We start from the raw sequence: 25472 nt of genomic DNA, 5'->3' as shown, positions 1-25472 counted from the left end.
GGAGTGGAAAGAATGTCTCATAGGGAATTTGATGATTTTGGCAATCAAAACTTGTTCCGCAACAACCGGCGGGGCAATACGAACGTGGATGTAAATGTTGACTTTGATACCGAACTCGACAACACCGTCCGCAGCAACGCCGAGTCCGCAGCGGAAGCAGATGTCCGCAATACAGACAAGAACACAAATATTGCCCGGGCAACGGTAACAAACTCGGGTAATTCGAGGGTTGATATCAGGTTGAACAGCAGGAGCAACTCCCGGGTGGTTTCTGAACAGGACCAGGATAATGACCAGGAGCAGGATATCGATATTGATGCTGACTTTTAATCTGTATAACCGCAAGTAGATTGGACCTCTGTTCCCGGGATAGGGAAACAGCAATACATCAAAATTCAATCCTGTACGGGAACAAGTAAAATTTTATTTTCTTAGTTTTTATAAAAAACAAAATTCAGGAGGCAGTAAAATGGGACGAAAAAGAAGGCGCCGCCGTATTAATAGGGAACGCTTTGAAAGAGAAAGGTTTGAAAGGAACCGAGGAAACAATACGAATACCGAAGTTGATGTAAACTTCGAAAATGACATTGAAAATGATATCCGAACTAGGTCAGAGGCCGAAGCGGAAGCGGATGTTCGAAACGTTGACAGAAATACGAACATTTCCCGGTCTTTTGTCACGAACTCAGGTAATTCAAGGGTTGATATTACCCTTAATAGCCGGAGCAACGCCAGGGTACGATCCGAGCAGGATCAGGATAATGACCAGGATCAAGATGTCGATGTAGATATTGATATTTAATTTCAAATGAGGGTGGGGTTCATTCGGCCCCACCCTTTTCAAAGATGAGGTGAAACCATGGAAGAAAACAAGGGGAGAAACAGATTGCGCCGTACTCGTGATGGGCGGGAAAATGTGCGTATCAATAAATCGGAAGAAACCTTTTTGGAAAACACGAATGAAGCCGAGGCCGTCTCAGCAGTTGAAGACATAGTAAAAATAAACAATGAAACGATAAACAGCATAGGCCAGAGCGGAAATTCAGATGTGGATATACAGGTTGAAGTGAAAGTAGAAACTACAGCGATTGCATTCGCTCTATTATGTTCTTTGCTTGCAACCAAACAAATGAATAATGAGGAATTTGATGAGGCGGTGAGGAGGCTGGAAGGCCTTACCCGCAAAAAAGACTTCCTTTTTACAAAGGAAGCTGAAAATGATGTTTCGCAAGTAAGAATTTTCAACAAGAATTTGAGGAGGAGACACTAACATCTTTTCTCTTCTAAAAGATTACTTACCGGGGAGGAAAATGGAGCCGTTTGGTGACTGAAACTTTGCCTCCCTTTTCGTTTTGTCCTTTTCTCTCCGGACAATAATTGCTTTTTTTGACAAATCCCAGAATTTTTTAACGTTGAAATGCTGTTAAACTCATAGTAGGATATTCGATACCACTGGGGGAAAACGAAAATGAAACGCCTGCTCATCGCCATTCTAATCACCGCCTCTTTTTTCGTGCTCGGTATGGCCGTGTATGCCAGCCCTGTTAACCATAAGGTAAGTGAACGCCTGGATAAAATGATTGGCCAAAAACTTGGCAAGAACGATCCATGCCTCGTTAAGAAGAAAGAACCACAAGAAAATTGCATTCATTATTTTTTTGCAAAGTAAGGGGCCAGGGAAACAAGGCCCCTTTTCTCATCCTTTTAAAATCCGGACAATCGATTTTGCCTCATCCAGGTCAATGGCTCTTACCGGGCTATTATTTTTCCGTATAGCTGTCCCAAAATGGTAGTGGCAAGTGTTTGTGGCAGAATGAACGGAGAGAACATTTTCCCTCGTTAACCCGCCTCCTACCAGTATGGAAATGTGGCCTGAAGCAATTTTCATATCATTGATTGTTTTTAGCCGGCTGGTGAGGCTTCCAATCCCGCCAGAGGTTAAGATGCTGTTTATCTCCTTATATTGGGACAGAAACTGTGCCGAAAGAACTGGATTGCTTGTCGAATCAATCGCCCGGTGGAACGTCACCTCCAAGCCGCTGCATTCTCCTAGTAAACTTTCCAGAGCTTCACGATTTATTTCGTTTTCCTCGGTAAGAACGCCAAAAACCACTCCGTTCGCACCCAATGAGCCCGCGATAGCAATATCTTTCCTCATAATCTCCAGGTCAGCTTCTGAATAGACAAACGACTGGCTATGCGGCCGGATCATAACATTTACCGGAATTTCAGTATACTTAACAACCGCCTCAACCATCGCATAACTTGGCGTTAATCCTCCCTCTGTCAGTGCGGAAACCAGTTCAATCCTGTCCGCCCCGGACTCTTCGATTAGTAACGCATCTTCCAGGGTTGTTGCAATATATTCGATCAGCACACTAAATCCCTCCTCTATGCAGAATATCATCCAAAATAGAAAATATCATTTTTTACAAAACAAAATCATTGACTTGCCAAGCAAATAGCGTAATATTTATGTTGTATATTCAAATAATCAAATATACAAATATTAAAAACAAGGAAGTGTAAGTGTGCTGCACAAGTTGGCTTTTGACGGAAGATATAAGAATTATTCTCTTCACTCCTTTCAAAAAGATCTTATTTCGGGCTTGGTTGTGGGCATTATTGCGATTCCTCTTGGGATGGCATTCGCGATTGCTTCAGGGGTGAAGCCGGAAAATGGAATCTATACGACCATTATTGCGGGAATTCTTATTTCATTGCTGGGCGGCTCAAAGTATCAGATTGGCGGCCCGACTGGCGCATTTATACCAATCCTGTTCGGAATTGTCATGACCTATGGATTCGAGAATCTCCTGATTGCAGGCTTCCTGGCGGGAATCATTCTCTTTTTAATGGGGATTTTCCGCCTCGGCGCATTAATAAAATTCATTCCGCGGCCTGTGACAATAGGATTTACAGCTGGAATCGCCGTTATTATTTTTGTAGGGCAAATCCCTAATTTCCTTGGTCTCACAAGAGTTGAACGGCATGAATATTTCTTTGACAATGTAAAGGAAATTATAATTCACTTTCCAAGCGTGAACCTGTACAGCGTTGCCACGGCAGCACTTTGCCTAGTAACTGTTCTGTTCACGCCAAAACTCTTCCCTAAGGTGCCTGGCCCCCTAATCGGGTTAATGATTTCAACGCTGGTTGCCACATATTTGTTTCCGGGGCAAGTGGCGACAATCGGCTCCACTTACGGGGAGATACCAGGCAAGATGCCAGAATTCCATTTTCCCGAAATAACGTTCGAAAAAATCCGCTTTCTACTTAAGCCGGCTTTTATCATTGCAATCCTTGGGGCGATTGAATCTTTATTATCAGCAGTCGTGGCCGATGGGATGAGCGGCACAAGGCATAATAGCAACCGGGAATTAATGGGCCAGGGTGCGGCCAACATGATTGCCCCATTATTCGGGGGGATTCCCGCAACAGGGGCGCTTGCCAGGACCGCCACCAATATTAAAAATGGAGCCGTTTCCCCATTGTCGGGAATCATCCATGGACTTGTTGTCCTCCTAGTACTTGTCCTGTTTGCACCCCACGCTTCAAAAATTCCTCTTGCCAGCATGGCGCCAATCTTGATGGTGGTTGCGTGGAATATGAGCGAGAAAACAGTTTTTTACAGCGTTCTTAAAACAAAAACACTTGATTCACTCATACTGGTTGTCACCTTCTTCCTTACCGTTTTTGTCAACCTTACAGTGGCCGTACAGGTAGGGCTGCTCCTCGCTGTCATTATTTTCACAAAGAGGATGGGTGACGCCCTGGTGACGGCAAAAGTTCTGCCCAACGACAATCATAAGCTGCAAGCCGTGAATCTGCAGTCAGCGGCGGGCAATTCACATGACTGTCCCCAAATCAGTATTTACACGGTTGAAGGCCCCCTTTTCTTCGGGGCCGCGCAAACATTTGAACAAACTATACTAAATACAATAAACTATAAACCGAAGATCCTAATCTTAAGGCTTGGCAAGGTCCCCTTCATGGATACGACTGGTGAATCGCACCTTTCAAGTATCGTTAAAGATTTCTCCGCCCAGGGAAGGGTTTTAATAACCGGGCTTAAACCTGGGCCGCTGGAACTTCTGAAGAAAACGGGCTTATATGATTTTATTGGCAGAGAACATTTTTTCAGCCATACGGGCGATGCGATTAATTTTGCGCTAAAAGAACTAGATAAAGACAAATGTCTGGGATGCAAACATTTCGCCTTTAGGGAATGCGCCACATTATCAGCCATTAAACAAAAGGCAGGCGAACCAGGACAAGCCCTTGTACATTCCAGGGGGTAAAGCGAATCAACATACAATGATGCCCATGGCACTTAGTTGTTCGCTGGTTAGGAAAGGGCAAAAAGGGAGGAAACGTATTGGATTTGGAAATGCAAAAGTTTAAAGCCGAGTTTTTCAAAGCTTTGGCGCATCCTTTGAGAATCAGGATACTCGAACTGCTTGGGGATGGAGACAAAAGTGTTAATGAAATACAAAGCCTTGTCGGGAGTGAGGGCTCTGCCGTTTCTCAGCAGCTAATGGTCTTAAGGACGAAAAATATTGTTACGGGGAGAAAGGAAGGGAATCGTGTCATTTATTCGCTGCGCGATCCCCTGATAATTGAATTGCTCGCAGTCGCGAGGCAAATTTTTAATAATCACCTTGTCGATACAATCACAATGCTGGACAGATTCAGCGAGGATGGCGGGGGCGTACAAGAGGAATAAAGTGGATAACGGGGACAGCAAATGCTGTCCTTTTTTGATTCGCCTGTAATATTTGTAATAATCGTTACATTTTTCTAGGTTCCACTGATCCCGACACTCTGCCAAGGCTATTTTCAGCCTTCATTCGCCATCAATATTTCCGCTTAACCCCTTAGTATTAAACTGCCTTTTTGACCCCCAATATAAGGCCCTGCCTTCCTAATAACCCTTGATTAGCCGTCCACTATCCCCTCCACCTCCCTGCTGAATTAACATTTACTTAATAAACCTGTAACGGATATACACGGATAAAAAGGTAGAATAAAGAAGATACGTTTTAGAAAGTGGTGATGATGGTGGGAAAAACAATACGCAGCGGCGAAGACCTTCTTTCCATGCTCGATGAGCTTTTAAAGGAGGAATCAACGTTCAACTGGGACGACTTTTATCAGAAACGTGACCGAAATGTTCCCTTTTTCAGGGATCTTCCGGATGAAAACCTGGCCGGCTATTTTAATAAAGGGCTTTTAACTTCCGGAACTGCTCTTGAGCTGGGCTGCGGCCCTGGACGGAACGCTCTTTTTCTCGCCAAAAATGGGTACAAAGTAGATGCGGTTGATTCTTCGCGCGAAGCATTGGATTGGGGAATTGAGAGGGCCAGGCACCACGGATCTGATGTGAATTTCATCCATAGCAACATCTTCGGGTTAAATTTGGCAACTGAAAGCTATGATTTCGTTTATGATTCGGGATGTTTTCATCACATTCCCCCGCATCGTAGGATGAATTATCTTGAGCTTGTCGCAAAAGCGTTGAAAGCGGGAGGATATTTTGGCCTTACCTGCTTTATTGAAGGCGGCGAACTGGGCGGATCCTCCCTCTCCGACCTAGAAGTATACAAGTTCCGGACAATGCAAGGCGGGCTTGGATTTACAGAGGAGAAATTGAGGCATATATTCAGAGATTTTGAGGCTGTTGAATTAAGGAACATGAAGCATGTGAATGAGCATGAAGGGGTTTTTGGCGTAAACGGCCTTTGGACTGCGCTTTTCAGGAAAAGAATATCTTCCTAATCCGACAATGTTGGAAAAGTAGGTTTGGAGACTTAAGGTAAAAAGAAAATGTTTTTGCTTGCCAATCAAAATTGAATCTATTAGTATAGAGACCATATTCAATATATTGATAATAACCTGTTGGAAACAACTATATATTGTATTGCCTTGAGATAGGATGCCGTTAGGCTTAATAGGGAATCCGGTTAAATTCCGGAACTGCCCCCGCAACTGTAAATGCAGACGAAATGGACGAACCACTTTACATCGTGCTTTTAAAAAGGTGCCTGTAAGGGAAGGGTCCAAAGTAGGTTGACGCATGAGTCAGGAGACCTGTCCTCTCTTAAGCTGTTTCACTTCCTCGGGGATTGGGAAGATGAAACGATGGCAATCAGAAGGAAAGGTATCGTTTGCTCCCCCTTTTGATGTGATCGTTTCATCCGCTCAATTCATGAGCGGATTTTTTTATTTCATTTTTGGAGGGATAATCGTTGAGCAGACAGATGAAGGAAAGATATTCAGGCATCATGGAAATAGTAAAAGCCGTAGCCGAAGAATACAGCTTGGATTGCTCGAAGTTAGTAACGAAGCTGGAGGTATTGGATGTTCCGGAGCAGGAAGCAAACCAGCAGGCCCTATTTTACGCATTGAACAATATTGCCATCGATGAGCCCGACTGGACTTTCGTCGCCGCACGCCTTTACCTTGAGCAATTGTACAATGAAGCGGCCGAAAACCGAGGTTATAGCCGCCACTTAAAATACGGCTGCCTCTTTAATCTGATTTCAACACTTACTGAACACAAAATCTATTCCCCCGCACTCCTAAACTCTTATTCAAAAGAAGAAATAAACGAACTGGCTAGGGCGATTGCCCCGGAAAGAGACCGGCTCTTTACATACATAGGTTTGTTTTTAATGGCCGACCGGTACCTTGCCAGGGATTACATGCGCAACCTTTACGAGCTCCCGCAGGAACGGTTTATGGTCATCGCGATGACGCTAATGATGCAAGAAGACAGAGCAAAAAGGCTCGAACTTGTCAAAGAGGCCTATTGGGCGATGAGCAACCTGTATATGACCGTTGCCACCCCTACCCTTTCAAATGCCGGAAAAAGCTACGGACAGCTTTCATCCTGTTTTATTGATACGGTTGAGGACTCGCTTGATGGCATCTACTTGAACAATTGGGATATCGCCCGCCTAAGCAAGGATGGCGGCGGAATCGGCATTTATTTTGGGAAGGTACGTGCCCTCGGTTCGGATATAAAAGGTTTTAAAGGCATGTCTTCCGGTGTCGTGCCGTGGATAAGGCTAATCAATGATACTGCCGTTAGCGTCGACCAGCTTGGCCAAAGGCAGGGCGCAATCGCCATCTACCTTGATATTTTCCATAAGGACATCATGAATGGATTCCTCGATTTAAAAACGAACAACGGCGATGAAAGGCGGAAGGCCCACGATATCTTTACAGGGGTCGCCATCCCGGACCTTTTCATGGAAAAACTGCTTGAGACCGATGAAAACGGGAGGAGCATTGGCGAATGGCATACCTTCTGCCCTCACCAGGTGAAGCAGCTTATGGGCTGGCGCGACGAGGAAGGGCGTCCGCTTGGCCTCGAGGACTTTTATGATGAAAAAGACAGGAGACTATTCACGGAGAAATACTACGAAGCGGTTAACAATCCGCTTTTGCCGCGGAAAACATACCGGGCGATGGATATTATGGCAAGGATCATGGTCGCACAACTTGAGACAGGTACACCCTATATGTTTTACAGGGATGAAGTGAACAGGCAAAACCCGAATAAGCACCTTGCCGCCGAATGCAGGACTTCGATATATTGCAGCAATCTATGCACGGAAATTGCGCAGAATATGTCCCCAACCACGATTGTTAAAGAATACTTGAACAAAGATGGAGACATCGTGATTGTCCGCAGGCCCGGTGATTTTGTCGTCTGTAACCTATCATCCATCAATCTTTCAAAAGCTGTTCCGGCGGAAGTCTTAGATAGGCTGATCACTATTCAGGTAAGAATGCTTGATAATGTGATTGACCTAAATACAATCCCTGTCGGGCAGGCGCAGCAGACGAACAAAAAATTCAGGGCGGTTGGGCTCGGAACATTCGGGTGGCACCATCTCCTCGCCCTCAGGGGAATCCACTGGGAAAGCGACGATGCGGTTGACTATGCCGATAAGCTCTATGAAGACATTGCTTACCACACAATTCGCTCCTCCATGGAACTTGCAAAGGAAAAGGGACCTTACAGCAAATTCCCCGGATCCGAATGGGAAACAGGCAAATATTTCGAGCGGAGGAATTACTCATCAAACCGCTGGAGGGAACTGAAGGAAGAGGTTCAGAAATATGGTGTCCGCAATGGCTGGCTGATGGCAGTCGCACCAAACTCCTCGACAGCCAAAATCGGCGGCTCGACGGACGGAATTGATCCTCTTTATTCTGTTGAATACGCAGAGGAAAAGAAAAATTTCAAATTCAAGGTAACAGCGCCTGACCTTAACCATATTACCTATAATTTCTACCGGCGCGCGCGGCATGAACTCGACCAAACTTGGAGCATCCGCCAAAACGCAAAACGGCAGCGCCATATTGACCAGTCGATCAGCTTCAATCTCTACGTCCGGCACGACATTAAAGCTATAGAGCTGTTGAACCTTCATTTGGAGGCTTGGAAACAAGGCCTAAAGACCACCTATTATGTACGGAGCACGTCCCAAGAGGAAATCCAGGAATGTGAAGCGTGCCATAGCTAAGCAGAAAAGCGAAAGCGCCTGTTTAGCGCTCGACAGGACTGGAGGGAAGCAACCACTTTGAGTTACTTCCTTGCAGTTTTGCGGCCGCAGCGTTCCTAGTGGAGCCAGACAAATTTTATTCATTCTTTTTCATTGAAAGGAGAACCATAAATGGAGATATTTGCACCATTGAAAAAGAGCAACCTATTAAACCACGATGAGCCGAACCGCTCGACAGGAATCATTAACGGCCAGTCATCGGGACTGCTCAATTGGAATGATATTGCCTATCCGCAAATGTATGACCTATACCAAACACTGCTGTCCAACTTCTGGAAGGCCCAGGAAATTAATATGCAGGACGACATCAAGCAATGGGATTCTTTAAGCACCGTGGAAAAAGATATTTTTCTTCGGGTCAACACTCAGCTTGCCTCCCTCGACAGCCTGCAAACCCCGACAATGAGCCAAGTGATGGATTATGTAACGGATTCCAGCTTCAAAGCGATTTTTGCGGTTATTTCCCAGCAGGAAGCGGTCCATAACGAATCGTATTCCTATGTGTTAAGCTCGTTGGTCCCTTTAAGTGAGCAGAATAAGAGATTCAATGAAGCAAAGGCTGACTCCATTGTACAAAGAAGAAACAAGCTGATTTTGGATGCCTATGAACAATTTCGGCAAACTCCTTCGCCACAGCATCTATTTGAGCTAGGCGTCAATTCAATTATTTTGGAGGGGATTTATTTTTACGCGGGATTTGCATTTTTCTATAATCTCGCCCGCCAGCAAAAAATGTTGAAGACGAGCACGATGATTAGCTATATCCAACGGGATGAAATGCAGCATGCCTATTTTATTTCCCAATTCATCCGGATTCTCCTCTCCGAAAATCCTGGACTAAATACAGAAAGGAATATCCAGTATATTTACGAGGCAATCGGTAAGGCAGTCGATTTGGAAAATGAATGGGCAGCCGCAATCCTGTCGGAAATCGAAGGAATTAACTTGGCTGAATTCAAAGGCTATGTTGAGTATTTGGCCAATAAGCGGCTACGGCAGCTAGGGTTAAAAAACCTTTATGAAGACAGGGATAACCCGATGCCATGGATCCATGTTTTCAGTGATGAAATGATCAATGAGACGAAGTCCGATTTTTTCGAACAAAAATCACGGACGTATACGAAGGTTACCCAGTCGAATGGCTTTGACGAACTATGAAGCGAGGGTAGCAATTGTTTACGCCTCAGTAACCGGAAATACTAAAGTTTTAGCGGAACATATAAAATCCTTTTTTCAGCAATACGGTATTTTCCCTTCCCTGTTTCAATCAAGCGCATTTCCACTCGAAACACTGAAGGGCTTCGATGCAATCGCCATCGTAACCTACACATGGGGGAAGGGGGAAATACCATCTAGCATGATTCCGATTTATGAAACCTTTGAACTGTTGGGTACAAAACACATTATTACAGGGATTGCCGGAACCGGAGATAGCTTCTACCCACACTTTTGCGGTGCGGTAGATGCTTTCAGGGACATGCTTTTCGTCCGGACAACATTGGCCGCGACATTGAAGATTGAACTGGCGCCCCAGGACACCGACCTCCCCCGCTGCCGCCTGTTTGTGGAGAGCATGCTTAAACGCTTGGGGTGCGAAACATAAAGCATTGTAAAAAGCGCGGAAACTACCGCGCTTTTTCAAAGCGAGACATTCTCCCGGCCAGATTTTCCTCCTCGGCGGCAATTATTATACAAAAAGCTGACTATCCCCCCGTATAAACACATATTCAACATTTCAATTCAATATGATGAATAGTGAATTGGAATACGAGGGGGGGAGAGCATGCAAAACCAGCCGCAATTACCCGGACATGTGAGCAGCGGCCAGTTCAGCCAAATGCTGGTGCCGCCAGAATCATTTGCTGCCAGGCCGGAGTCACTCACAGAGCAAATGTTTGTTGAACGCTCGATAACGGAAAACAGGTTTTGGCTCAGAATCATGAAGGAACACGCTTTGTTCCTTGGAGAAGGATTTAGCCGCAACGATACCCAGCTCATACAACAAGCAGACCGGTTCCATACGTATTTTGAGCAGCAGGAACGGAAAGCTTATCAAGTCCCGAATAACGTGTCACTTGTGAGAAAATTGAACGAAGAAAGCATTGAACTGGTCAATGGGTTCCGAAATTTTAAAAGAAACCTTCTCATTCTGATCATCAACTGCAAGGTACATGGCTTTAACTTCCCTCTGCTCGTTGACCATATCGCACGGGAAGCCGAATATTTTATGAGGACGCTAAAAAAATTCAATGATGGAATCCTGGACCCTATTCAGGATGCGATTATCAGCGAGAATGTCTTTTGGCTAAAAATAATGATGGAACATTCACGCTTTATCGCTTCTTTGCTCGATCAATCTGAACGAAATCTTGTTAATGCCGCGCGGAAATTCGGGGATGATTTTGAGGTTTTGCTTAACCAGGCAAAAGATGTTGAGTCAATGTTATACCGAAAACAGCCAACCTATCCGATTATCGGTAAATTGAATAAAGACAGCGAAAGTGCGACCACTGAATTAAGGGCTTTCAAGAAAGCAGGATTGGACTTCATCCAGGCGTGCCAAATCCAGAATGTCATTAACCCTTTACTGGCAGACCACGTTATCCGCGAAGCCGACCACTTCCTCTTTATGATTCATATATTGGAGCAAAGGCTGAATGCCAAGAAAGCGGCCGAACAACGGATGTAAAAAAATATTTTAAAGCCAACAATTTAGTTGGCTTTTTTCATTTTATAAGGGTAATGGATTCAAGCTACATAAGCCTTTCGAGCAGATTTGCTGTCCTGTCAGGCTTTGTTTGCCGCTTTAAGCGTAACACCGTCTATTTTCTCCAGGTTAACTTTCTTCACCATGCCTTATTTAGTTAAAAATACACAAAAGTCTTGCCCTAGACCCACACGGATGCCGGATGGTATGGTTATGGAGGAGTTTTTTTGGAGGGGATGGTTTCTATGGCAGAACAAAAATACAAAGATCTAAAACTAGGGGAACGCGGTGCCATCATTAGCATAGTTGCCTATCTCGCACTCTCCTGTTTGAAGCTGATAATTGGATATATGAGCGATTCTGCCGCCCTAAAAGCGGACGGGCTAAATAATACAACCGATATCATAGCCTCTATTGCTGTACTGATTGGGCTGAAAATTTCCCAAAAGCCGGCCGATGAAAACCATAAATACGGGCACTGGAAAAGCGAAACCATCGCATCGATGGTAGCTTCGTTCATTATGGCTGCTGTGGGAGTCCAAGTACTAATAGAAGGATTCACTTCCATGTTCCATAGCGGGAAAGAGTCCCCTGATATTATCGCCGCTTATGTTGCACTTATTTCCGCGCTGGCCATGTATTTTGTCTACCGGTACAACAATAAGCTTGCGATGAAAATTAATAGCAGTTCCGTTTCGGCCGCGGCAAAAGATAACCTTTCGGATGCCTGGGTAAGTATTGGTACGGCCATCGGTATCTTCGGATCACAACTGAACATGCCTTGGCTAGACACAGTTACGGCCATTGTCGTAGGTTTATTAATTTGCAAAACAGCCTGGGTTATTTTTAGACAGGCTTCACATGAACTATCGGATGGTTTTGATGAAACAAAGCTTGAATTCTATAAGGAAATCATTTTAAACGTTAAGGATGTAAAAGGCATAAAGGAAATCAAAGGACGAAATTACGGCAATAATGAGGTCATTGATTGCGTGATACTTGTAAATTCCAAGCTTGGAATCAAGGAGGCCCATGATATTGCGACCCTCGTCGAAAACATTATGATGGAAGACCACGGCGTGTACGATGTCCATGTCCATGTGGAACCACTTTAATGAGGCTCTTACTCTATCCTTCATTTTTCAAAAAGTTGCCTGCCAACCCTGTTGGCCCAGGTTGAATCCAGAGAAGTTTTTCATGTTCTACAAAGAAAAAAGCTCAGAGACACTTCTGGGCATTTGTCACCTTTGTCAACTAATGAAAAACAGATAATAATACCTGGAAACTTTTAATCAAAAAAATTTGTTTTAAGTGTTGCAATTTGGATATACTGGTACTATAATACAATTAATCAATAAAATTTGATGAAAGGAAGTTGCCGAATGGAAAAGACAATTCCGCTGACAGATGTTTCCCTGCAGGATACTTTTGCATCCTATGAGCAAAAATTCAAAGCACTTGCGGACCAAAAACGGCTCCAGATCTTAAACCTTCTCTGCCAGCAAGATTCCATCTGTGTTTGCGATTTAGCCGACATGATCGACATGCAGCAATCCAAGCTATCGTACCATCTAAAAATTCTCCTAGAAGCCAATTTGATTTTAAAGGAAGCGAAAGGGACATGGAGCTATTACGCAATTAACCAAAAGGAAATCAACCACTTGCTGTCAAACGAGCTATGCTGCTTATTCAGGCCTGCTTCCTGTTAGGCCTTTAGGCTGGATATTAAATCAATTTTTTTTGATTAATAAAACAACTTTATTTGATTAAGGAGGAAATTGCAATGACAATTTACGATATCGAACTGATGGTTGAATTAAAACAGCGGGAAATTGAAGAGAATGCTAAAGACGCCTGGAAACACTCTCCCCCTATGGAAGAAAGAAACTTTTTCGGTTTTTTCAAAAGGAACGCCCCAAAAGCAAAGGTTTCCGATTGCCAATGCTTGTGCGAGGCATAGGAGGCTAAGTTATGATGGATTTTTTAAAAAGTTTTCTCGGAATCGCGGTTGAATTGACCATCCTGTTCATTATCATCAGCTTTGCCATCAGCCTGCTGCAAGGCTATATACCTTATGAGAAAATAGAAAGAAAGCTGACTGGCAGCAATAAGTTCATTGCAAGCATCATTGCCATCGTGTTCGCTTTTATCACGCCATTCTGTTCTTGCTCCACGATACCGGTTGTCGTCAACATGCTGAAGAACAAGATTCCATTTTCAATCACAATGGTCTTCCTATTTGCTTCGCCGGTCCTGGACCCGACGATCCTGACAATCATGGGGGTTGTCATGGGCTGGAAAGTAACGGCTCTCTATACGTTAATCACTTCCATCCTCTCAATTGCCATCGGTTTTGCACTAGATAAACTAGGGTTTGAACGGCATGTGAAAAATGTTGTGATGAAGGGATATGAACAATCAACGAGGAAATTCAATTGGAGGTACGCGCTGGCCGAAACACTTTCCCTCATGAAAAGCGTCTACCCATATCTGCTCATTGGAGCGTTTATCGGGGCAGCAATCCATGGGCTGGTTCCGACACACTTTATCGCTGAATGGTTCGGACAGGACAGATGGTGGCTAATCCCAATTGCGGCCATCATCGGAATTCCTTTGTATATTCGATTATCAAGCATGATTCCAATCTCCCAGATCTTGATTGCAAAAGGTATGGCTCTTGGCCCTGTTATGGCGCTCATGATTTCATCCGCCGGTGCAAGCCTTCCGGAGGTAGTCCTTTTAAAATCCATCTTCCGCAAGCAGCTTGTGATTGCGTTTGTACTTTCTGTCATTACGATGAGCACGATTTCTGGTTTCATATTTTTTCTCGTTTAAACCGGATTATTAATCAAAAATACTTGATTAACTAAGGGGGGTGACTTGAATGTTTGACTTCATTAAGAATATTCTTGGACAGAATCCAAAATCTGATTGCTGCTCTGTGGAAATTAAAGAGGTTGAAGAAGATTTCTGTAAAAGCCAATCAGCTGAAAAGTGATGCAAGTGATGAATTCACCTGATTCTTATTAACCAATGTAAAAAGCCAACACTGGAGGTTGGCTTTTTTTATTGGAGAATATCGTCACTTGCCTTTTGCTCCCGCTTCTTCATTATTACTTCCTTATTTTCATCGACTGTTATAACAAGGTCAGCCATCCCTATAAAAAGCCCATTATCAACTACGCCTGGAATGATATTTAAGTTGTTCTCCAATTCATGGGGCGCGATTATTCTTCTGCAAGCACAGTCGAGGATATAGTTGCCGTTGTCTGTAATAAAAGGAGTCCCATTAACCATTCTTAATTCTGGATGGATTCCGAGTTTCTGAATATGCCTTCTTGTCGCTTCCAACCCAAAAGGGACAATTTCAACCGGCAATGGAAAGGAACCCAACTGATCAGCCAATTTACTGGAATCTGCTACAATGATTAATTTCCTTGCGGCTTTAGCCACTATTTTTTCACGCAATAATGCACCACCGCCGCCCTTAATTAAATCTAAATTGCTGCTTACTTCATCAGCCCCATCAATAGCTATATCAACCTGGTTTATGTCATCGAAGGAGGTTAAGGGAATGTTTAATTCGTTTGCTAATTTTTCAGTTTGGCGTGAAGTTGGAATTCCTTTTATGGAAAACCCTTGCTGAACAAGTTTTCCAAGCAATTGTAAAGTATAATAAACTGTTGAGCCCGTTCCCAGTCCAACTACCATGCCTTCCTTTACAAATTCTGCAGCTTTTTCTCCAACAGCCTTTTTTTCATTCAAAAACTCCCCCCCCTTTTAATGAATTCCATAGCAAAAGAGCTAATCAAACATCATTTGATTAGCTCCAACCTGCATTATTGATTTGCTTTTTTAACCCACTCTGCAACTTGGACAGTCCGTTTTGCCTGGTGTTTAACGGCTGGTTCTGCTTGGGAAGCATCCTTCATTTTTCCATCTTCACCGACAGTGACACTCGTTCCATACGGATTTCCGCCCGCTCCGAATAAAACTGGGTCTGTGTAGCCAGGCGGTACAATGATAGCTCCCCAGTGCATCATTGAAGTATATAAGGAAAGTATTGTTGCCTCCTGGCCGCCATGAGGATTTTGTGCGGAAGTCATCGCACTGACAACTTTGTTAACTGTTTTTCCAGATGCCCATAATCCCCCTTGAGTATCAAGGAACTGCTTCATTTGGGAAGGCATATTCCCGAATCTTGTAGGAACGCTGAAGATGATGGCATCGGCCCATTCAAGATCTTCAGAGGTAACAACCGGAATATCCTTTGTTGCTTCCGTTGTGCGTTTCCACACTTCATTTCCCTGTACAACGGATTCAGGAGCCAATTCCTGTACTTTGAATACTTTTACCTCGGCACCGGCTTCTTTGGCACCTTCCTCAGCCCACTTCGCAAGTTGGAAATTTGTACCGCCCATGCTGTAAAAAATGACTGCTAGTTTGACGTTTGACAAATTTTCTTCCTCCCTCTTTTTTGTTTTTCCAAACAACTTGGATAAAAATCCCATACTCTTATCACCCTTTTATATATTACCCTAACTATTCTTTTGTATTCCGATTCCATTACCATACCAATCAGCGGCCGCCTCAACTTCTGACAAAGTCAGCTGATGCCCATGATTTTCCCAATGAATCTCAACGTTCGCATTCGCCTTCTCCAATAAAGTTTGGAGTTCAGTCGATTCTGTTGGTGAGCAGATTGGATCATTTGTCCCCGCGGCGATAAACACCGACTTTCCTGACAAATCAGGCAGTTCTAAGCCCCGCAATGGTACCATTGGATGATGGAGGATTGCCCCCTTCAACGCGTTTTGATAATGGAATAATAAACTTGCAGCTATATTGGCCCCATTCGAGTAACCAATGGCAACAATGTTATCACGGTCAAATCCATAGTTTTTAGCCGCCTCATCAAGGAATTCATTCAGTTCCTTCGTTCGGAATACAAGGTCCTTTTCATCGAACACACCTTCCGCCAATCTTCTGAAGAAACGCGGCATTCCGTTTTCCAGTACATTTCCGCGGACACTCAAAACAGAAGCCTCATCGTCAATTCTTCCCGCAAGCGGAAGAAGGTCCAATTCATTCCCTCCTGTGCCATGAAGCAAGAGTAAAGTAGGTTTTGTTACATTTGATCCCCTGTTAAATATATGTTTCATGTTTTTCTCCCTCCAAAACGCGAACCACCACATGTGGCAAGGCTTCTTTCATCTCTTAAAAAGTATACCCCGCTCGGCTGCTTCCAATCCAGAGTTTGTAATGGAACCTATTCAGGCCGCTCAATTGAAAATATCTCACCTATTTTTGCATAATTGCTCCCAGCCAACCTGCTGACGGCAGCCAACCCCGTTGGATTTATTCGCCCATTTTCGTAAATGTCAGGTTCAATATGGAATTGAACAACTCTCCCTATAATCAAGTCGCATCCTATCGAATCTTCATCACCGAGTTCCAAATGTTTTTCCAATCTACATTCCATCCTAATCTTGGCTTCCTTTACTCCAGGAACTGAAATTTTCATACTATCAACCGGGGTTAAATTTGCCGCCTCGATTTCACTTTGGTCAGGCGGAAGTCTTGCAGCAGTTTGATTTATTTTTTCAACGTTCTGCTCATCCACGATGTGGACGACAAATTCCTTGTATTCAATGATGTTCCTCGCAGTATCCTTTTGTCTCCCTCCTTGCCTTTGAATCGATAGGGATATCATTGGGGGATTGGAAGAAACAATGTTAAAGTAACTGAAGGGTGCACCATTCAGGACGTCGTCTTTTGATAAGGTAGTAACGAAAGCAATCGGCCTGGGTATGATGCTCCCGATTAGGAACTTGTAATTTTCTCTTTCGGTATTCTTGGACGGATCTATAGAAAGCAATCGTATTCTCCCCTTTAATCAGTCTAAATTCCTGACCTCAAAAGGTATAAGCTGCCGTTCAATTCGCTCCCTTAACTGTTCATACTGTGAAGGAAGCATCAACTTTTCACCCATGGTCTCCTGTGATTCATCATGGGCAAAACCGGGAGGGTCAGTCGCGATTTCAAACAGGATTTCTCCGTGTTCCCTGAAATAAATGGCATTGAAATAGTTCCTGTCCTGGACAGGTGTTACGCCGTACCCATTTGAAGCAACGTATTTTTGCCAGTCCAATTGATCCGCATCATCGATTGCCCTCCAAGCAATATGATGGACAGTTCCTACGCCCATTTTGCCTCGTCCAGTTGGAGTTGTTTTTAAATCAATGACATTTCCTATATCGGCAGAAGAACGGAAGCGGAGGAAGCCTTCTTCACTTCCAACGAATTCAAGGCCCATAACCCTTTCTAGCAAATCTGCCGTTTTATCAGGCTGAGCGGAAAAGAGAGTTGCCCCTCCAAACCCTTTTATGGCCACTTTCGGAGTAACGTCGCCAAATGTCCACTGGTTCAATTCCCCTTGTTCTCTTTCAACAATCTCAAGACGCAAGCCATGGGTATCCTCGAATTGGAGATACTTCTCACCGAATCGCTCTGTTTTCGTGAATGGAATACGAAACTTTCCAAGTCTTTTTTCCCAGAATTCCATTGCCCCTGAAGGGACCGCGTAAGAAGTTACCCCTACCTGCCCATCACCGATCCTTCCTTGATAGGCACCTGCCCATGGGAAGAAAGTAATGATTGTTCCAGGTTCCCCTCCTTCGTTGCCAAAATAAAGATGATACGTACCAGGATCATCAAAATTGACAGTTTGCTTAACGAGGCGAAATCCCAAAACTCCTGCATAGAAATCAACGTTTTCTTGTGGATGGCCGACAATAGCTGTTATATGGTGGATTCCCGTAGTTTTTTTGCCCATTTTTTCACTCCCTCGTGAGATATGACTATTTTGTCCTGTTTCTTTATAAGAAATCTTCCCTTAATTATCTTTAACTAAACAATTCTTAATTAAAGATTTTATTGAAAAATATAAACGCCCAAAGTGCTTTGCCTTTGCAAGCACATTAAGAGTTAGCTGAAAATCATATATTTAAATATCTTTAATTCGAGATAATAATATCATCTTATTTTTAGTATGTCAACCGCTTGGAAAAATACGCATCGGGACTTCTCCTTTTTCAGCATGGAATAGTAAAAAGATATCATCTGGTCGATCATCTTTTGCTGAATGGCAATTCCAATTTGAAGAGAATGGGATGACAAAGAACGAAGTATTTAACCTTTAAAGGTTGAACCAAAAATTTATATTCAAATGGAACCTTGCGGTTGATTTCCGCTCCAGGCACACGCTTTCCGCGGGGCGTCAGTGGAGCCTCCTCGGCGCTAGCGCCTGTGGGGTCTCCACCTTGCCGCTGTACCCCGCAGGACACTGAATGGCATCCTCGAAATTGCCCACGCACGAAGGAAATGCGTAGCATTTTCGAGGAGCCGGTGCCTTCCTCTACAATCAACTTACATTTCAAATAAATAGTGTGTAAAAATTTATTTCAACCTATATATATTTTAAAAAAGGAACCTAGCCAATGGCTTAGGTTCCTGCCTTTGCAATGCTCTCTCTTTTTCTTGCTTTTAAAAATCTCACCAGGTTCAGTACGATGGTTTTTGTGACGGCATATGTTGGAACCGCCAGCACCATCCCCAATACCCCAGCGAGATTGCCCGCAGCCAATAATATCATGATGATCGTAGCCGGGTGTGTATCCAATGTTTTCCCCAAAATCATCGGGGAAAGGAGATTGCCTTCAATTTGCTGTGCGATAAGAATAACAATGATTACCAGCAAAGCTTTTGTCGGGGAATCGAAAAAAGCTACCAAGACAGCCGGGGTTCCCCCAATAATCGGCCCAACATACGGGATAATGTTTGTAAGGGCGACGATTAATGCCATGATTAACGCATAACGCAAGTCGATGATCAAGTAGCCGATGAATGCCAATGTCCCTACCGATAAGGCCACAATAACCTGTCCTTGGATATAAGCGGACAGTGTTTCACCAGTTTCCCGCAGGATTTTTAATCCCTCGTCCCGGTAATCTAACGGAATAAACTTTGATACTGCTTTTGGGAACTTTTGTCCATCCTTAAACATGTAAAACAATAAAAACGGAACCGTCACAAGGATGATTACGATATTCGTGAGGATGCCAAAAAATCCTTTAAGCCCGTTTGTAAGCCTGTTAGGGAGTGTATTGGCAAACTCAATCAGACGCTGCTTACCCGTCTCAATCATTTCCTGCTGTTCTTTCTTAAAACTTTCAAACTCGGAAGACTGGACTACGTCATAAAAAAAATCACTCGTCTTATTGGCCAGGACAGGAAGTTCATTGGCCAGCTCAGACGCCTGCTTTGAAACTGCAGGAACCAAATTGACGATAACCAAAACGAGCAGGCCAGTAAACACGGCATAGATGATTAATATAGATGCTGTCCTCGGAAGTTTCTTTCGTTCCAGGAAGTTCACTACCGGATTCAATAGGAAATAAAGAAACCCGGTAATCAGGATGGGAAAGAAAACGGTCGAGAAAAAAATCCCAATCGGTTTGAATATAAATGAAATTTTTGTCGCGACGAAAATAATCGTTACAATGAGCAAAATTTGAATCAGCCAGTACTGCAATTTGGATTTGGACAAAGTATGTACCTCTTACATTCATTTTTGTTAAAAGTATACCAAACTCATGTGCCGGTACTCAAGATTGGCGGGGCCACGGAAAATTACGGCAAGCATAAAAGGAAATTGCTAAATTTTGTTCCTGTAACAAGCAGAGACCACGCCTGCGGGGCAAACTATTGCCGAGTCCATAGTCTGCCTCTGCTTATTGTCTACTTTCCTGTATCGGCGAATGTCTTGATCCTATCGCCAATTTCATCACGAACACGCTGGAAGAAAGCCCATTTTTCTTCATCCTTTCCCTCCGCTTTCGCCGGGTCATCAAATCCCCAATGTTCTTTTTTTACATGTGGAGGGGTTACAGGACAATGGTCAGCCGCATGGCCGCACAATGTGACAATTAAATTTGCGTTATTCAAGATGTTGGGGTCTATCACATCGGAAGTCTGGTTGGAGATATCAATTCCTGCTTCCTTCATTGCTTTTACTGCGTTAGGATTCAATCCATGTGCTTCAAGACCCGCGCTTTTAACTTCCCACTCCTCGTTGCTTAAGTATTTTTTGGCCCATCCTTCAGCCATTTGGCTGCGGCATGAATTTCCTGTACACAAGAAGTAAATCGTTTTCTTTGACATTTTTGATTGCTCCTTTTTGAAAAAAATTCGCTACGAAATAATGGCCAGCCATATATAGAGCCCTGCCAGTGTGATAAAGAGGACAGGGATGGTTAACACGATCCCAGTTTTGAAGTAGGTCCCCCACGAGATTTTGACTCCTTTTAGGGAGAGTACGTGCAACCATAACAAGGTTGCAAGGGACCCAATAGGCGTAATTTTCGGGCCCAGGTCAGACCCGATTACATTCGCATAAATCAAGGCCTCTCTCAAAACTCCTGTTGTATTTGTATCGGCGATGGCAAGTGCATCAATCATGACGGTAGGCATGTTATTCATTATGGACGAGAGAACGGCCGCGATGAATCCCATTCCGATAGTAGCTGCGAATAATCCATGGTCCGCTGTCCATTGAATCATCCCGGCCAAAAGGCCCGTCAACCCAGCGTTTCGCAAACCATATACGACCACATACATTCCGATTGAGAAAAACACAATTGCCCACGGAGCACCCTTTACTACGGTTTTTGTATCAAAAGCCGGGCTTCTCCTCCCCATGAACAGGAAGAATAGTGCGACCGTTCCAGCAATGATTGACACTGGGATGCGGAAAAACTCGCTGATGAAGTACCCGGAAAGCAACAGTGCAAGGACAATCCAGGAAAGCCGGAACATTCTTTTGTCCTTTATCGCCTCAACAGGCTTTTTTAAATCAGTCACTTCGTACTTCCGGGGTAAAATCTTTCTGAAATAAAGAAACAGAACGAAAATGCTGCTGAGTAAAGAAAAAAGATTTGGAACGAACATCCTTGAGGCAAACTCATTGAAACCTATATCAAAGAAGTCAGCCGATACGATGTTTACCAGGTTGCTGACTAAAAGCGGAAGTGAAGTTGTATCGGGGACAAAGCCGCTTGCGATGATGAATGGGAAGATCATCTTCTCTTCAAACTTCAAGTTTCTTACCATCGCCAGGACAATTGGCGTCAGGATTAGAGCGGCTCCATCATTTGCGAACAAGGCTGCCACCAGGGCACCTAAAATACAAATGTAAACATACATTTTAATGCCGTTCCCTTTAGCGGCCCTCGCCATATGGAGTGCGGCCCATTCAAAGAAGCCTATTTCATCTAATATGAGGGATATGATTATAATGGCAATAAAAGAGAATGTGGCATTCCAGACAATTTGCGTCACATCCATTACATCGGTTAAATCAACGACCCCCACAAGCAGGGCAAGGACAGCTCCTCCGCATGCAGACCAGCCGATGGATAGATTTCTAGGCTGCCAAATAACCAGGATTAATGTTGCCAAAAAAATAAGTAATGCCAATATTGATGACACCAAGCTCAAACCTCCAAAAATAACAGTTTAGCAACCGCACCTCATTGTCGGGTTGCTTTCAATGATTTGTTCCATTTTTTCGTGTTGTCCAGGTACGAACTCCAGGACAGTTTCCACAAGCGGGGAAGCAATGTTGTTTTTATTAAGCGAATAATAAATCCACTGGCCTTTCCGCTCCTCTATTACAAGGCCTGCGTCCTTTAGTTTGCGCAGGTGCTGGCTGATGGCTGGCTGGCTCATGTCGAAAACCTCAAGCAGTTCACATACGCATAGTTCCCTCATTTTGAGAAGAGCCATGATTGTCAGCCTCGTCCTGTCACCAAGAAGCTTTAGGACAAGAGATGCTTGTTCAACCTCGATCTTAGTTTGTTGCATAAGTACTCCTCCTTTCCCTTAATTAGAATATAACTATTTGCTTATATGTTCAACATAAAAATAAGGCAGCCCCAAACAGGTGCTGCCCTCTCTTTATAAATACTTCCGATGCACGCCTTTCCCGTCATACGTGAACAGCATGTTTCGCTCTTCAATCGTTGTTTCGATGTGGACAGTCCTTCCCCAAAGCTGATAAATGTATGGAAGTACCTTTTCAAGGTACTTAACATCGAGCTCAATTCCCTCATACCAGTGTTTCAGGTACAGCTCGCCATTCTTCAAATAGTCCCCGTCATTCACTGTAATGTAAGGGAAGCCTCCGTTGACGCGCATGCTGACAAGCCGGTCGCGTACCTTCTCCCACTCCTTATCGACAATCTTGTACTCCTTCCCCTGCTTCTGGAACAGGTACATGTCTTCCCGCATGACGAGTTCCTTGGTCAGGTAGTTCCTAAGGAAAGAAATATCCGAATCCATTTCCCTAACTTCGAACATCTTCTCACGCCCGGAACCCGGCTTGACTCCCCGCCGTTTCATCTCCTCTGTCGGTTTGTTGTACCTTTCTTCAATATCCTCAAATATCTTGATTCCCAGGTAATAAGGATTAATCCCAGTTTTCGACGGCTGGACGACGCCGGCATTCAGCTTCGCGAATTCAATCGCCTCCGAACTCGTCAAGTCCATCTCACGGATTATCCGCTGGTGCCAGTAGGAAGCCCAGCCTTCGTTCATGATTTTCGTCTCAAGCTGCGGCCAGAAATACAGCATTTCCTCCCTCATCATCGTCAGGATGTCGCGCTGCCATGGTTCAAGTTCCCTGCTGTACGTTTCAATGAATAAGAGAAGGTCCTTTTCCGGTTTCGGCGGAAATTTCCTGGCTCTCTTTTTTCCCTTCTGTTTGCTCGACGGTTTTTCATCCAATTTCCAAAGATCATCATACGGGCTCGGAGGACGGTCGGGGCTCTCCTCCTCCTCATCGCCTATGGACCAGGAAAGCTTCGGCCTCATTAAAGATGGGTCGATGTGTTCATCAATTGCCAGGACGGCATCCAGAAATGTTTCGACTTCCTTTTTCCCGTACGTGATTTCATATTGGTGGACCCGCTCGGCAGTCGCAGCCATGCTTTCGACCATATCCCGCTTTGTGTTTTGGAAACGGACATTGTTTTTGAAAAAATCACAGTGTGCCAGGACATGGGCAACAATCAACTTATTCTGGATCAGGCTGTTGCTGTCGAGAAGAAAAGCGTAACAGGGGTTTGAATTGATGACCAATTCATAAATTTTGCTGAGGCCAAGGTCATACTGAAGCTTCATCTTATAAAACTGCTTGCCGAAGCTCCAGTGCGAAAACCGGGTCGGCATTCCGTAAGCGCCAAACGTATAAATGATGTCTGCCGGGCAAATTTCGTACCTCATCGGGTAAAAATCAAGGCCGAAGCCGCTCGCGATTTCCGTAATCTCGCCAATCGCGCGCTCCAGCTCCTTCCTGTCCTCGCTGTTCATAAAGCTATTCCCCCTTTTCCTCTTACAACAATGTATGAACAGAATGGGGGGATAGTTGTATTCTTTTTTAAAAAATCCCAGAAAAAAAGTGCGAAAGCGAATGCTTTTCACACTTTTGCATATATTACCTGGCTGTGTTCTTTTCCTTGTTTATTTCAACTCGGGCGTTGCCCATAAAAAAGATTGTGATCGCGGCAACCGCAATCGGAATTAGTGTAAGCAGGAAAATATACGTAATCGAGTCTGACATGGCATTTACGATAATTTCAAGGATATTTTCTGGTATCCTTGCCCTTCCTTCCCCGCTGAAAATTTGCCGCGGATCACTAATATTCATTGGATTACCGGCGCCTGCACCAGGAAAATCGGAAAACGCCTTCTCCAGCTTATTCGTAAAAACTTTTGTTTGTATCGTTCCGAAAATTGTAACCCCTAGTGTCATGCCAAACGAACGGAGAAACGAGTTCGTTGAGTTAGCCGAGCCCCGGTATTTAAAATCAAGATTATTAATGGAAGCAGCCGGAAGTAGCGAAAACGAAAACCCTGTCCCAAATCCGACAATAACCATATAGATTGTCAAAAGAACCCGGGAGGTCTCTGGCGTCAGCGTGCTTAATAAAATCATCCCGGCCCCATAAGCAATGATTGAAATGAACATCAGGTTTCTGAAACTCGTTTTCGTTTGGAAAATACCGCCGATCATGCTTCCCGCAACTGACCCAAGCATCATTGGCGTCAGGATGAATCCGGCATTCGTGGCCGAACCGCCATACACCGCCTGAACAAAGATTGGAATGAAAACCGCAAGAATGATGAATGTCCCGCCGTAAAGGAAAGCAAGGATTTGCGAAGTGGCGAATAGGCGGTTTTTAAACATCCAGAATGAAATAATTGGCTCTTCCGCTTTCCGTTCAATCATAAAAAAGGCGATGAAGAATACAGCAAAAACCGTGAACAAGCCAATAATTTGCGTAGAGTTCCACTCGTATTCCTTTCCACCGAGCTCCAATGCGAACATAAGCGACACAACTGCCACCACAAGCGTAATGGCTCCCCACCAGTCAACCTTTTGCTTTTTGTGTTCGAGCGATTCTTTGTAAAACAAAGAAATAAGAGCCAATGAAACGATTCCGATTGGGACGTTTATGTAGAATACCCAATTCCAGCCGACTGAATCAGTAATGAATGCGCCTAGTAACGGCCCGAGGACACTGGATAAACCGAAAACCGCCCCTAACAGCCCAGTCATCTTCCCCCTGTTTTCCGGCGGGAAAATATCAAAGACAATCGTAAAGGAAATCGGAAGAAGCGCTCCGCCACCAATTCCCTGGATTGCACGGAAAAGAATCAGCTGATCCATTGTTTGCGCGAGACCGCACAGACAGGAACCCAACAAGAATACAATCAGCCCAAAAATAAAAAACCTTTTCCGTCCATACATATCGGACAATTTTCCGTAAATCGGCATTCCAGCCATAACTGCGACCATATAAGAAGCTGTGACCCACACAAACCTGTCAAACCCTCCCAGGTCGGCAACAATTGTCCCCATTGCCGTCACGACAATCGTATTATCCATCGCGGCCATTAATATTCCGAGCAATAGCCCGGTAACGACGAGTTTAAGATTTTTATCCTTTGCCGCCATACATCTACCGCCTTCCCCACATAAAGTAACCTTTGATTAAGATGGCAAAAAAGTCCATTAAATTTACTGACTACATGAATATAATTGAAACTCTTAATCGGTGTCAAAGTTT

At 44.1% G+C, this 25472-nt stretch carries 27 protein-coding genes and 1 riboswitch; of the genes, 15 read left to right on the top strand and 12 right to left on the bottom strand.

Annotation, left to right across the window (positions count from 1 at the left end; translation table 11 throughout):
* Positions 1-12: 12 nt before the first annotated feature.
* From ADU24_RS03985 to ADU24_RS03970, 4 genes are all read left to right on the top strand, one after another.
* On the top strand, positions 13-330 hold the full coding sequence (locus ADU24_RS03985; RefSeq protein ID WP_053365410.1) for a hypothetical protein: 318 nt from the start codon (positions 13-15) through the stop codon (positions 328-330).
* Positions 331-469: 139 nt separating this feature from the next.
* A complete protein-coding gene (locus ADU24_RS03980; protein WP_053365409.1) occupies positions 470-802 on the top strand; it encodes a hypothetical protein in 333 nt (110 codons plus the stop codon).
* A 144-nt stretch (positions 803-946) separates the two neighbouring features.
* The gene (locus ADU24_RS23255; RefSeq protein ID WP_197277470.1) at positions 947-1270 is read left to right on the top strand and encodes a hypothetical protein; all 324 of its coding nucleotides are present in this window, start codon (positions 947-949) and stop codon (positions 1268-1270) included.
* A gap of 198 nt (positions 1271-1468) precedes the next feature.
* Positions 1469-1669 carry a hypothetical protein gene (locus ADU24_RS03970; protein ID WP_053365407.1) on the top strand — a complete coding sequence of 67 codons (201 nt, stop codon included), beginning with the start codon at positions 1469-1471 and terminating at the stop codon, positions 1667-1669.
* A gap of 27 nt (positions 1670-1696) precedes the next feature.
* Here the strand turns inward: ADU24_RS03970 and ADU24_RS03965 are convergent, their stop codons facing one another.
* Positions 1697-2377 carry a copper homeostasis protein CutC gene (locus ADU24_RS03965; protein WP_197277469.1) on the bottom strand — a complete coding sequence of 227 codons (681 nt, stop codon included), beginning with the start codon at positions 2375-2377 and terminating at the stop codon, positions 1697-1699.
* A 154-nt stretch (positions 2378-2531) separates the two neighbouring features.
* Here ADU24_RS03965 and ADU24_RS03960 point away from each other — a divergent pair, with 154 nt between their 5' ends.
* The 11 genes from ADU24_RS03960 to ADU24_RS03915 all read left to right on the top strand — a co-directional run bounded on the left by ADU24_RS03960 (position 2532) and on the right by ADU24_RS03915 (position 14118).
* Positions 2532-4301, top strand: coding sequence for a SulP family inorganic anion transporter (locus tag ADU24_RS03960; RefSeq protein ID WP_053365406.1), 1770 nt, complete (start codon positions 2532-2534; stop codon positions 4299-4301).
* Between the two features lie 77 nt (positions 4302-4378).
* A complete protein-coding gene (locus ADU24_RS03955) occupies positions 4379-4726 on the top strand; it encodes an ArsR/SmtB family transcription factor (RefSeq protein WP_053365405.1) in 348 nt (115 codons plus the stop codon).
* Positions 4727-5061: 335 nt separating this feature from the next.
* The gene (locus ADU24_RS03950; RefSeq protein WP_053368765.1) at positions 5062-5778 is read left to right on the top strand and encodes a class I SAM-dependent methyltransferase; all 717 of its coding nucleotides are present in this window, start codon (positions 5062-5064) and stop codon (positions 5776-5778) included.
* A 138-nt stretch (positions 5779-5916) separates the two neighbouring features.
* Positions 5917-6112, top strand: a riboswitch (cobalamin riboswitch).
* A gap of 148 nt (positions 6113-6260) precedes the next feature.
* A complete protein-coding gene (locus tag ADU24_RS03945; RefSeq protein ID WP_053368764.1) occupies positions 6261-8537 on the top strand; it encodes a ribonucleoside-diphosphate reductase subunit alpha in 2277 nt (758 codons plus the stop codon).
* Between the two features lie 150 nt (positions 8538-8687).
* The gene (locus ADU24_RS03940) at positions 8688-9734 is read left to right on the top strand and encodes a ribonucleotide-diphosphate reductase subunit beta (protein ID WP_053365404.1); all 1047 of its coding nucleotides are present in this window, start codon (positions 8688-8690) and stop codon (positions 9732-9734) included.
* Positions 9715-10179, top strand: coding sequence for a flavodoxin domain-containing protein (locus tag ADU24_RS03935; RefSeq protein WP_053365403.1), 465 nt, complete (start codon positions 9715-9717; stop codon positions 10177-10179). The genes ADU24_RS03940 and ADU24_RS03935 overlap by 20 nt, the downstream gene beginning before the upstream one ends.
* Before the next feature lie 180 nt (positions 10180-10359).
* On the top strand, positions 10360-11265 hold the full coding sequence (locus tag ADU24_RS03930) for a DUF2935 domain-containing protein (RefSeq protein ID WP_053365402.1): 906 nt from the start codon (positions 10360-10362) through the stop codon (positions 11263-11265).
* Positions 11266-11528: 263 nt separating this feature from the next.
* Positions 11529-12398, top strand: a complete 870-nt coding sequence (locus ADU24_RS03925; RefSeq protein WP_053365401.1) for a cation diffusion facilitator family transporter — start codon at positions 11529-11531, stop codon at positions 12396-12398.
* Positions 12399-12665: 267 nt separating this feature from the next.
* Entirely contained in the window at positions 12666-12992 is a 327-nt protein-coding gene (locus ADU24_RS03920) for an ArsR/SmtB family transcription factor (protein ID WP_053365400.1), read from the top strand.
* A gap of 74 nt (positions 12993-13066) precedes the next feature.
* A complete protein-coding gene (locus tag ADU24_RS22890) occupies positions 13067-13243 on the top strand; it encodes a hypothetical protein (protein ID WP_156324508.1) in 177 nt (58 codons plus the stop codon).
* Positions 13244-13257: 14 nt separating this feature from the next.
* Complete coding sequence (locus tag ADU24_RS03915) at positions 13258-14118, top strand: permease (protein ID WP_197277558.1); 861 nt, start codon at positions 13258-13260, stop codon at positions 14116-14118.
* Positions 14119-14349: 231 nt separating this feature from the next.
* On the opposite strand, the gene rpiA is transcribed toward ADU24_RS03915, so the two are convergent.
* The 11 genes from rpiA to ADU24_RS03855 all read right to left on the bottom strand — a co-directional run bounded on the left by rpiA (position 14350) and on the right by ADU24_RS03855 (position 25360).
* Positions 14350-15048 carry a ribose-5-phosphate isomerase RpiA gene (rpiA, locus tag ADU24_RS03910; RefSeq protein WP_053365398.1) on the bottom strand — a complete coding sequence of 233 codons (699 nt, stop codon included), beginning with the start codon at positions 15046-15048 and terminating at the stop codon, positions 14350-14352.
* A 74-nt stretch (positions 15049-15122) separates the two neighbouring features.
* On the bottom strand, positions 15123-15740 hold the full coding sequence (wrbA, locus tag ADU24_RS03905) for an NAD(P)H:quinone oxidoreductase (RefSeq protein WP_053368763.1): 618 nt from the start codon (positions 15738-15740) through the stop codon (positions 15123-15125).
* An 81-nt stretch (positions 15741-15821) separates the two neighbouring features.
* Positions 15822-16445, bottom strand: a complete 624-nt coding sequence (locus ADU24_RS03900; protein WP_053365397.1) for an alpha/beta hydrolase — start codon at positions 16443-16445, stop codon at positions 15822-15824.
* A 107-nt stretch (positions 16446-16552) separates the two neighbouring features.
* Positions 16553-17161, bottom strand: coding sequence for a flavin reductase family protein (locus tag ADU24_RS03895; protein WP_053365396.1), 609 nt, complete (start codon positions 17159-17161; stop codon positions 16553-16555).
* An 18-nt stretch (positions 17162-17179) separates the two neighbouring features.
* A complete protein-coding gene (locus ADU24_RS03890) occupies positions 17180-18118 on the bottom strand; it encodes a ring-cleaving dioxygenase (protein WP_053365395.1) in 939 nt (312 codons plus the stop codon).
* A gap of 669 nt (positions 18119-18787) precedes the next feature.
* Positions 18788-19891 (bottom strand): AI-2E family transporter, encoded by a 1104-nt coding sequence (locus ADU24_RS03880; RefSeq protein ID WP_053365393.1) that lies wholly within the window; start codon positions 19889-19891, stop codon positions 18788-18790.
* Between the two features lie 191 nt (positions 19892-20082).
* The gene (gene arsC / locus ADU24_RS03875) at positions 20083-20505 is read right to left on the bottom strand and encodes an arsenate reductase (thioredoxin) (RefSeq protein ID WP_053365392.1); all 423 of its coding nucleotides are present in this window, start codon (positions 20503-20505) and stop codon (positions 20083-20085) included.
* A gap of 30 nt (positions 20506-20535) precedes the next feature.
* Positions 20536-21834: an arsenic transporter gene (locus ADU24_RS03870; RefSeq protein WP_053365391.1), complete on the bottom strand. Its 1299-nt coding sequence runs from the start codon at positions 21832-21834 to the stop codon at positions 20536-20538.
* Positions 21835-21858: 24 nt separating this feature from the next.
* Positions 21859-22206 (bottom strand): ArsR/SmtB family transcription factor, encoded by a 348-nt coding sequence (locus tag ADU24_RS03865; RefSeq protein WP_053365390.1) that lies wholly within the window; start codon positions 22204-22206, stop codon positions 21859-21861.
* A 93-nt stretch (positions 22207-22299) separates the two neighbouring features.
* Positions 22300-23712: a SpoVR family protein gene (locus ADU24_RS03860; protein ID WP_053365389.1), complete on the bottom strand. Its 1413-nt coding sequence runs from the start codon at positions 23710-23712 to the stop codon at positions 22300-22302.
* A 124-nt stretch (positions 23713-23836) separates the two neighbouring features.
* Complete coding sequence (locus tag ADU24_RS03855; protein WP_053365388.1) at positions 23837-25360, bottom strand: MDR family MFS transporter; 1524 nt, start codon at positions 25358-25360, stop codon at positions 23837-23839.
* Positions 25361-25472: the final 112 nt, after the last annotated feature.

It is taken from the genome of Bacillus sp. FJAT-27245, from assembly GCF_001273955.1.
GTDB lineage: Bacteria > Bacillota > Bacilli > Bacillales > Cytobacillaceae > Bacillus_D.
This window is presented reverse-complemented; position numbering and strand designations above follow the sequence as displayed.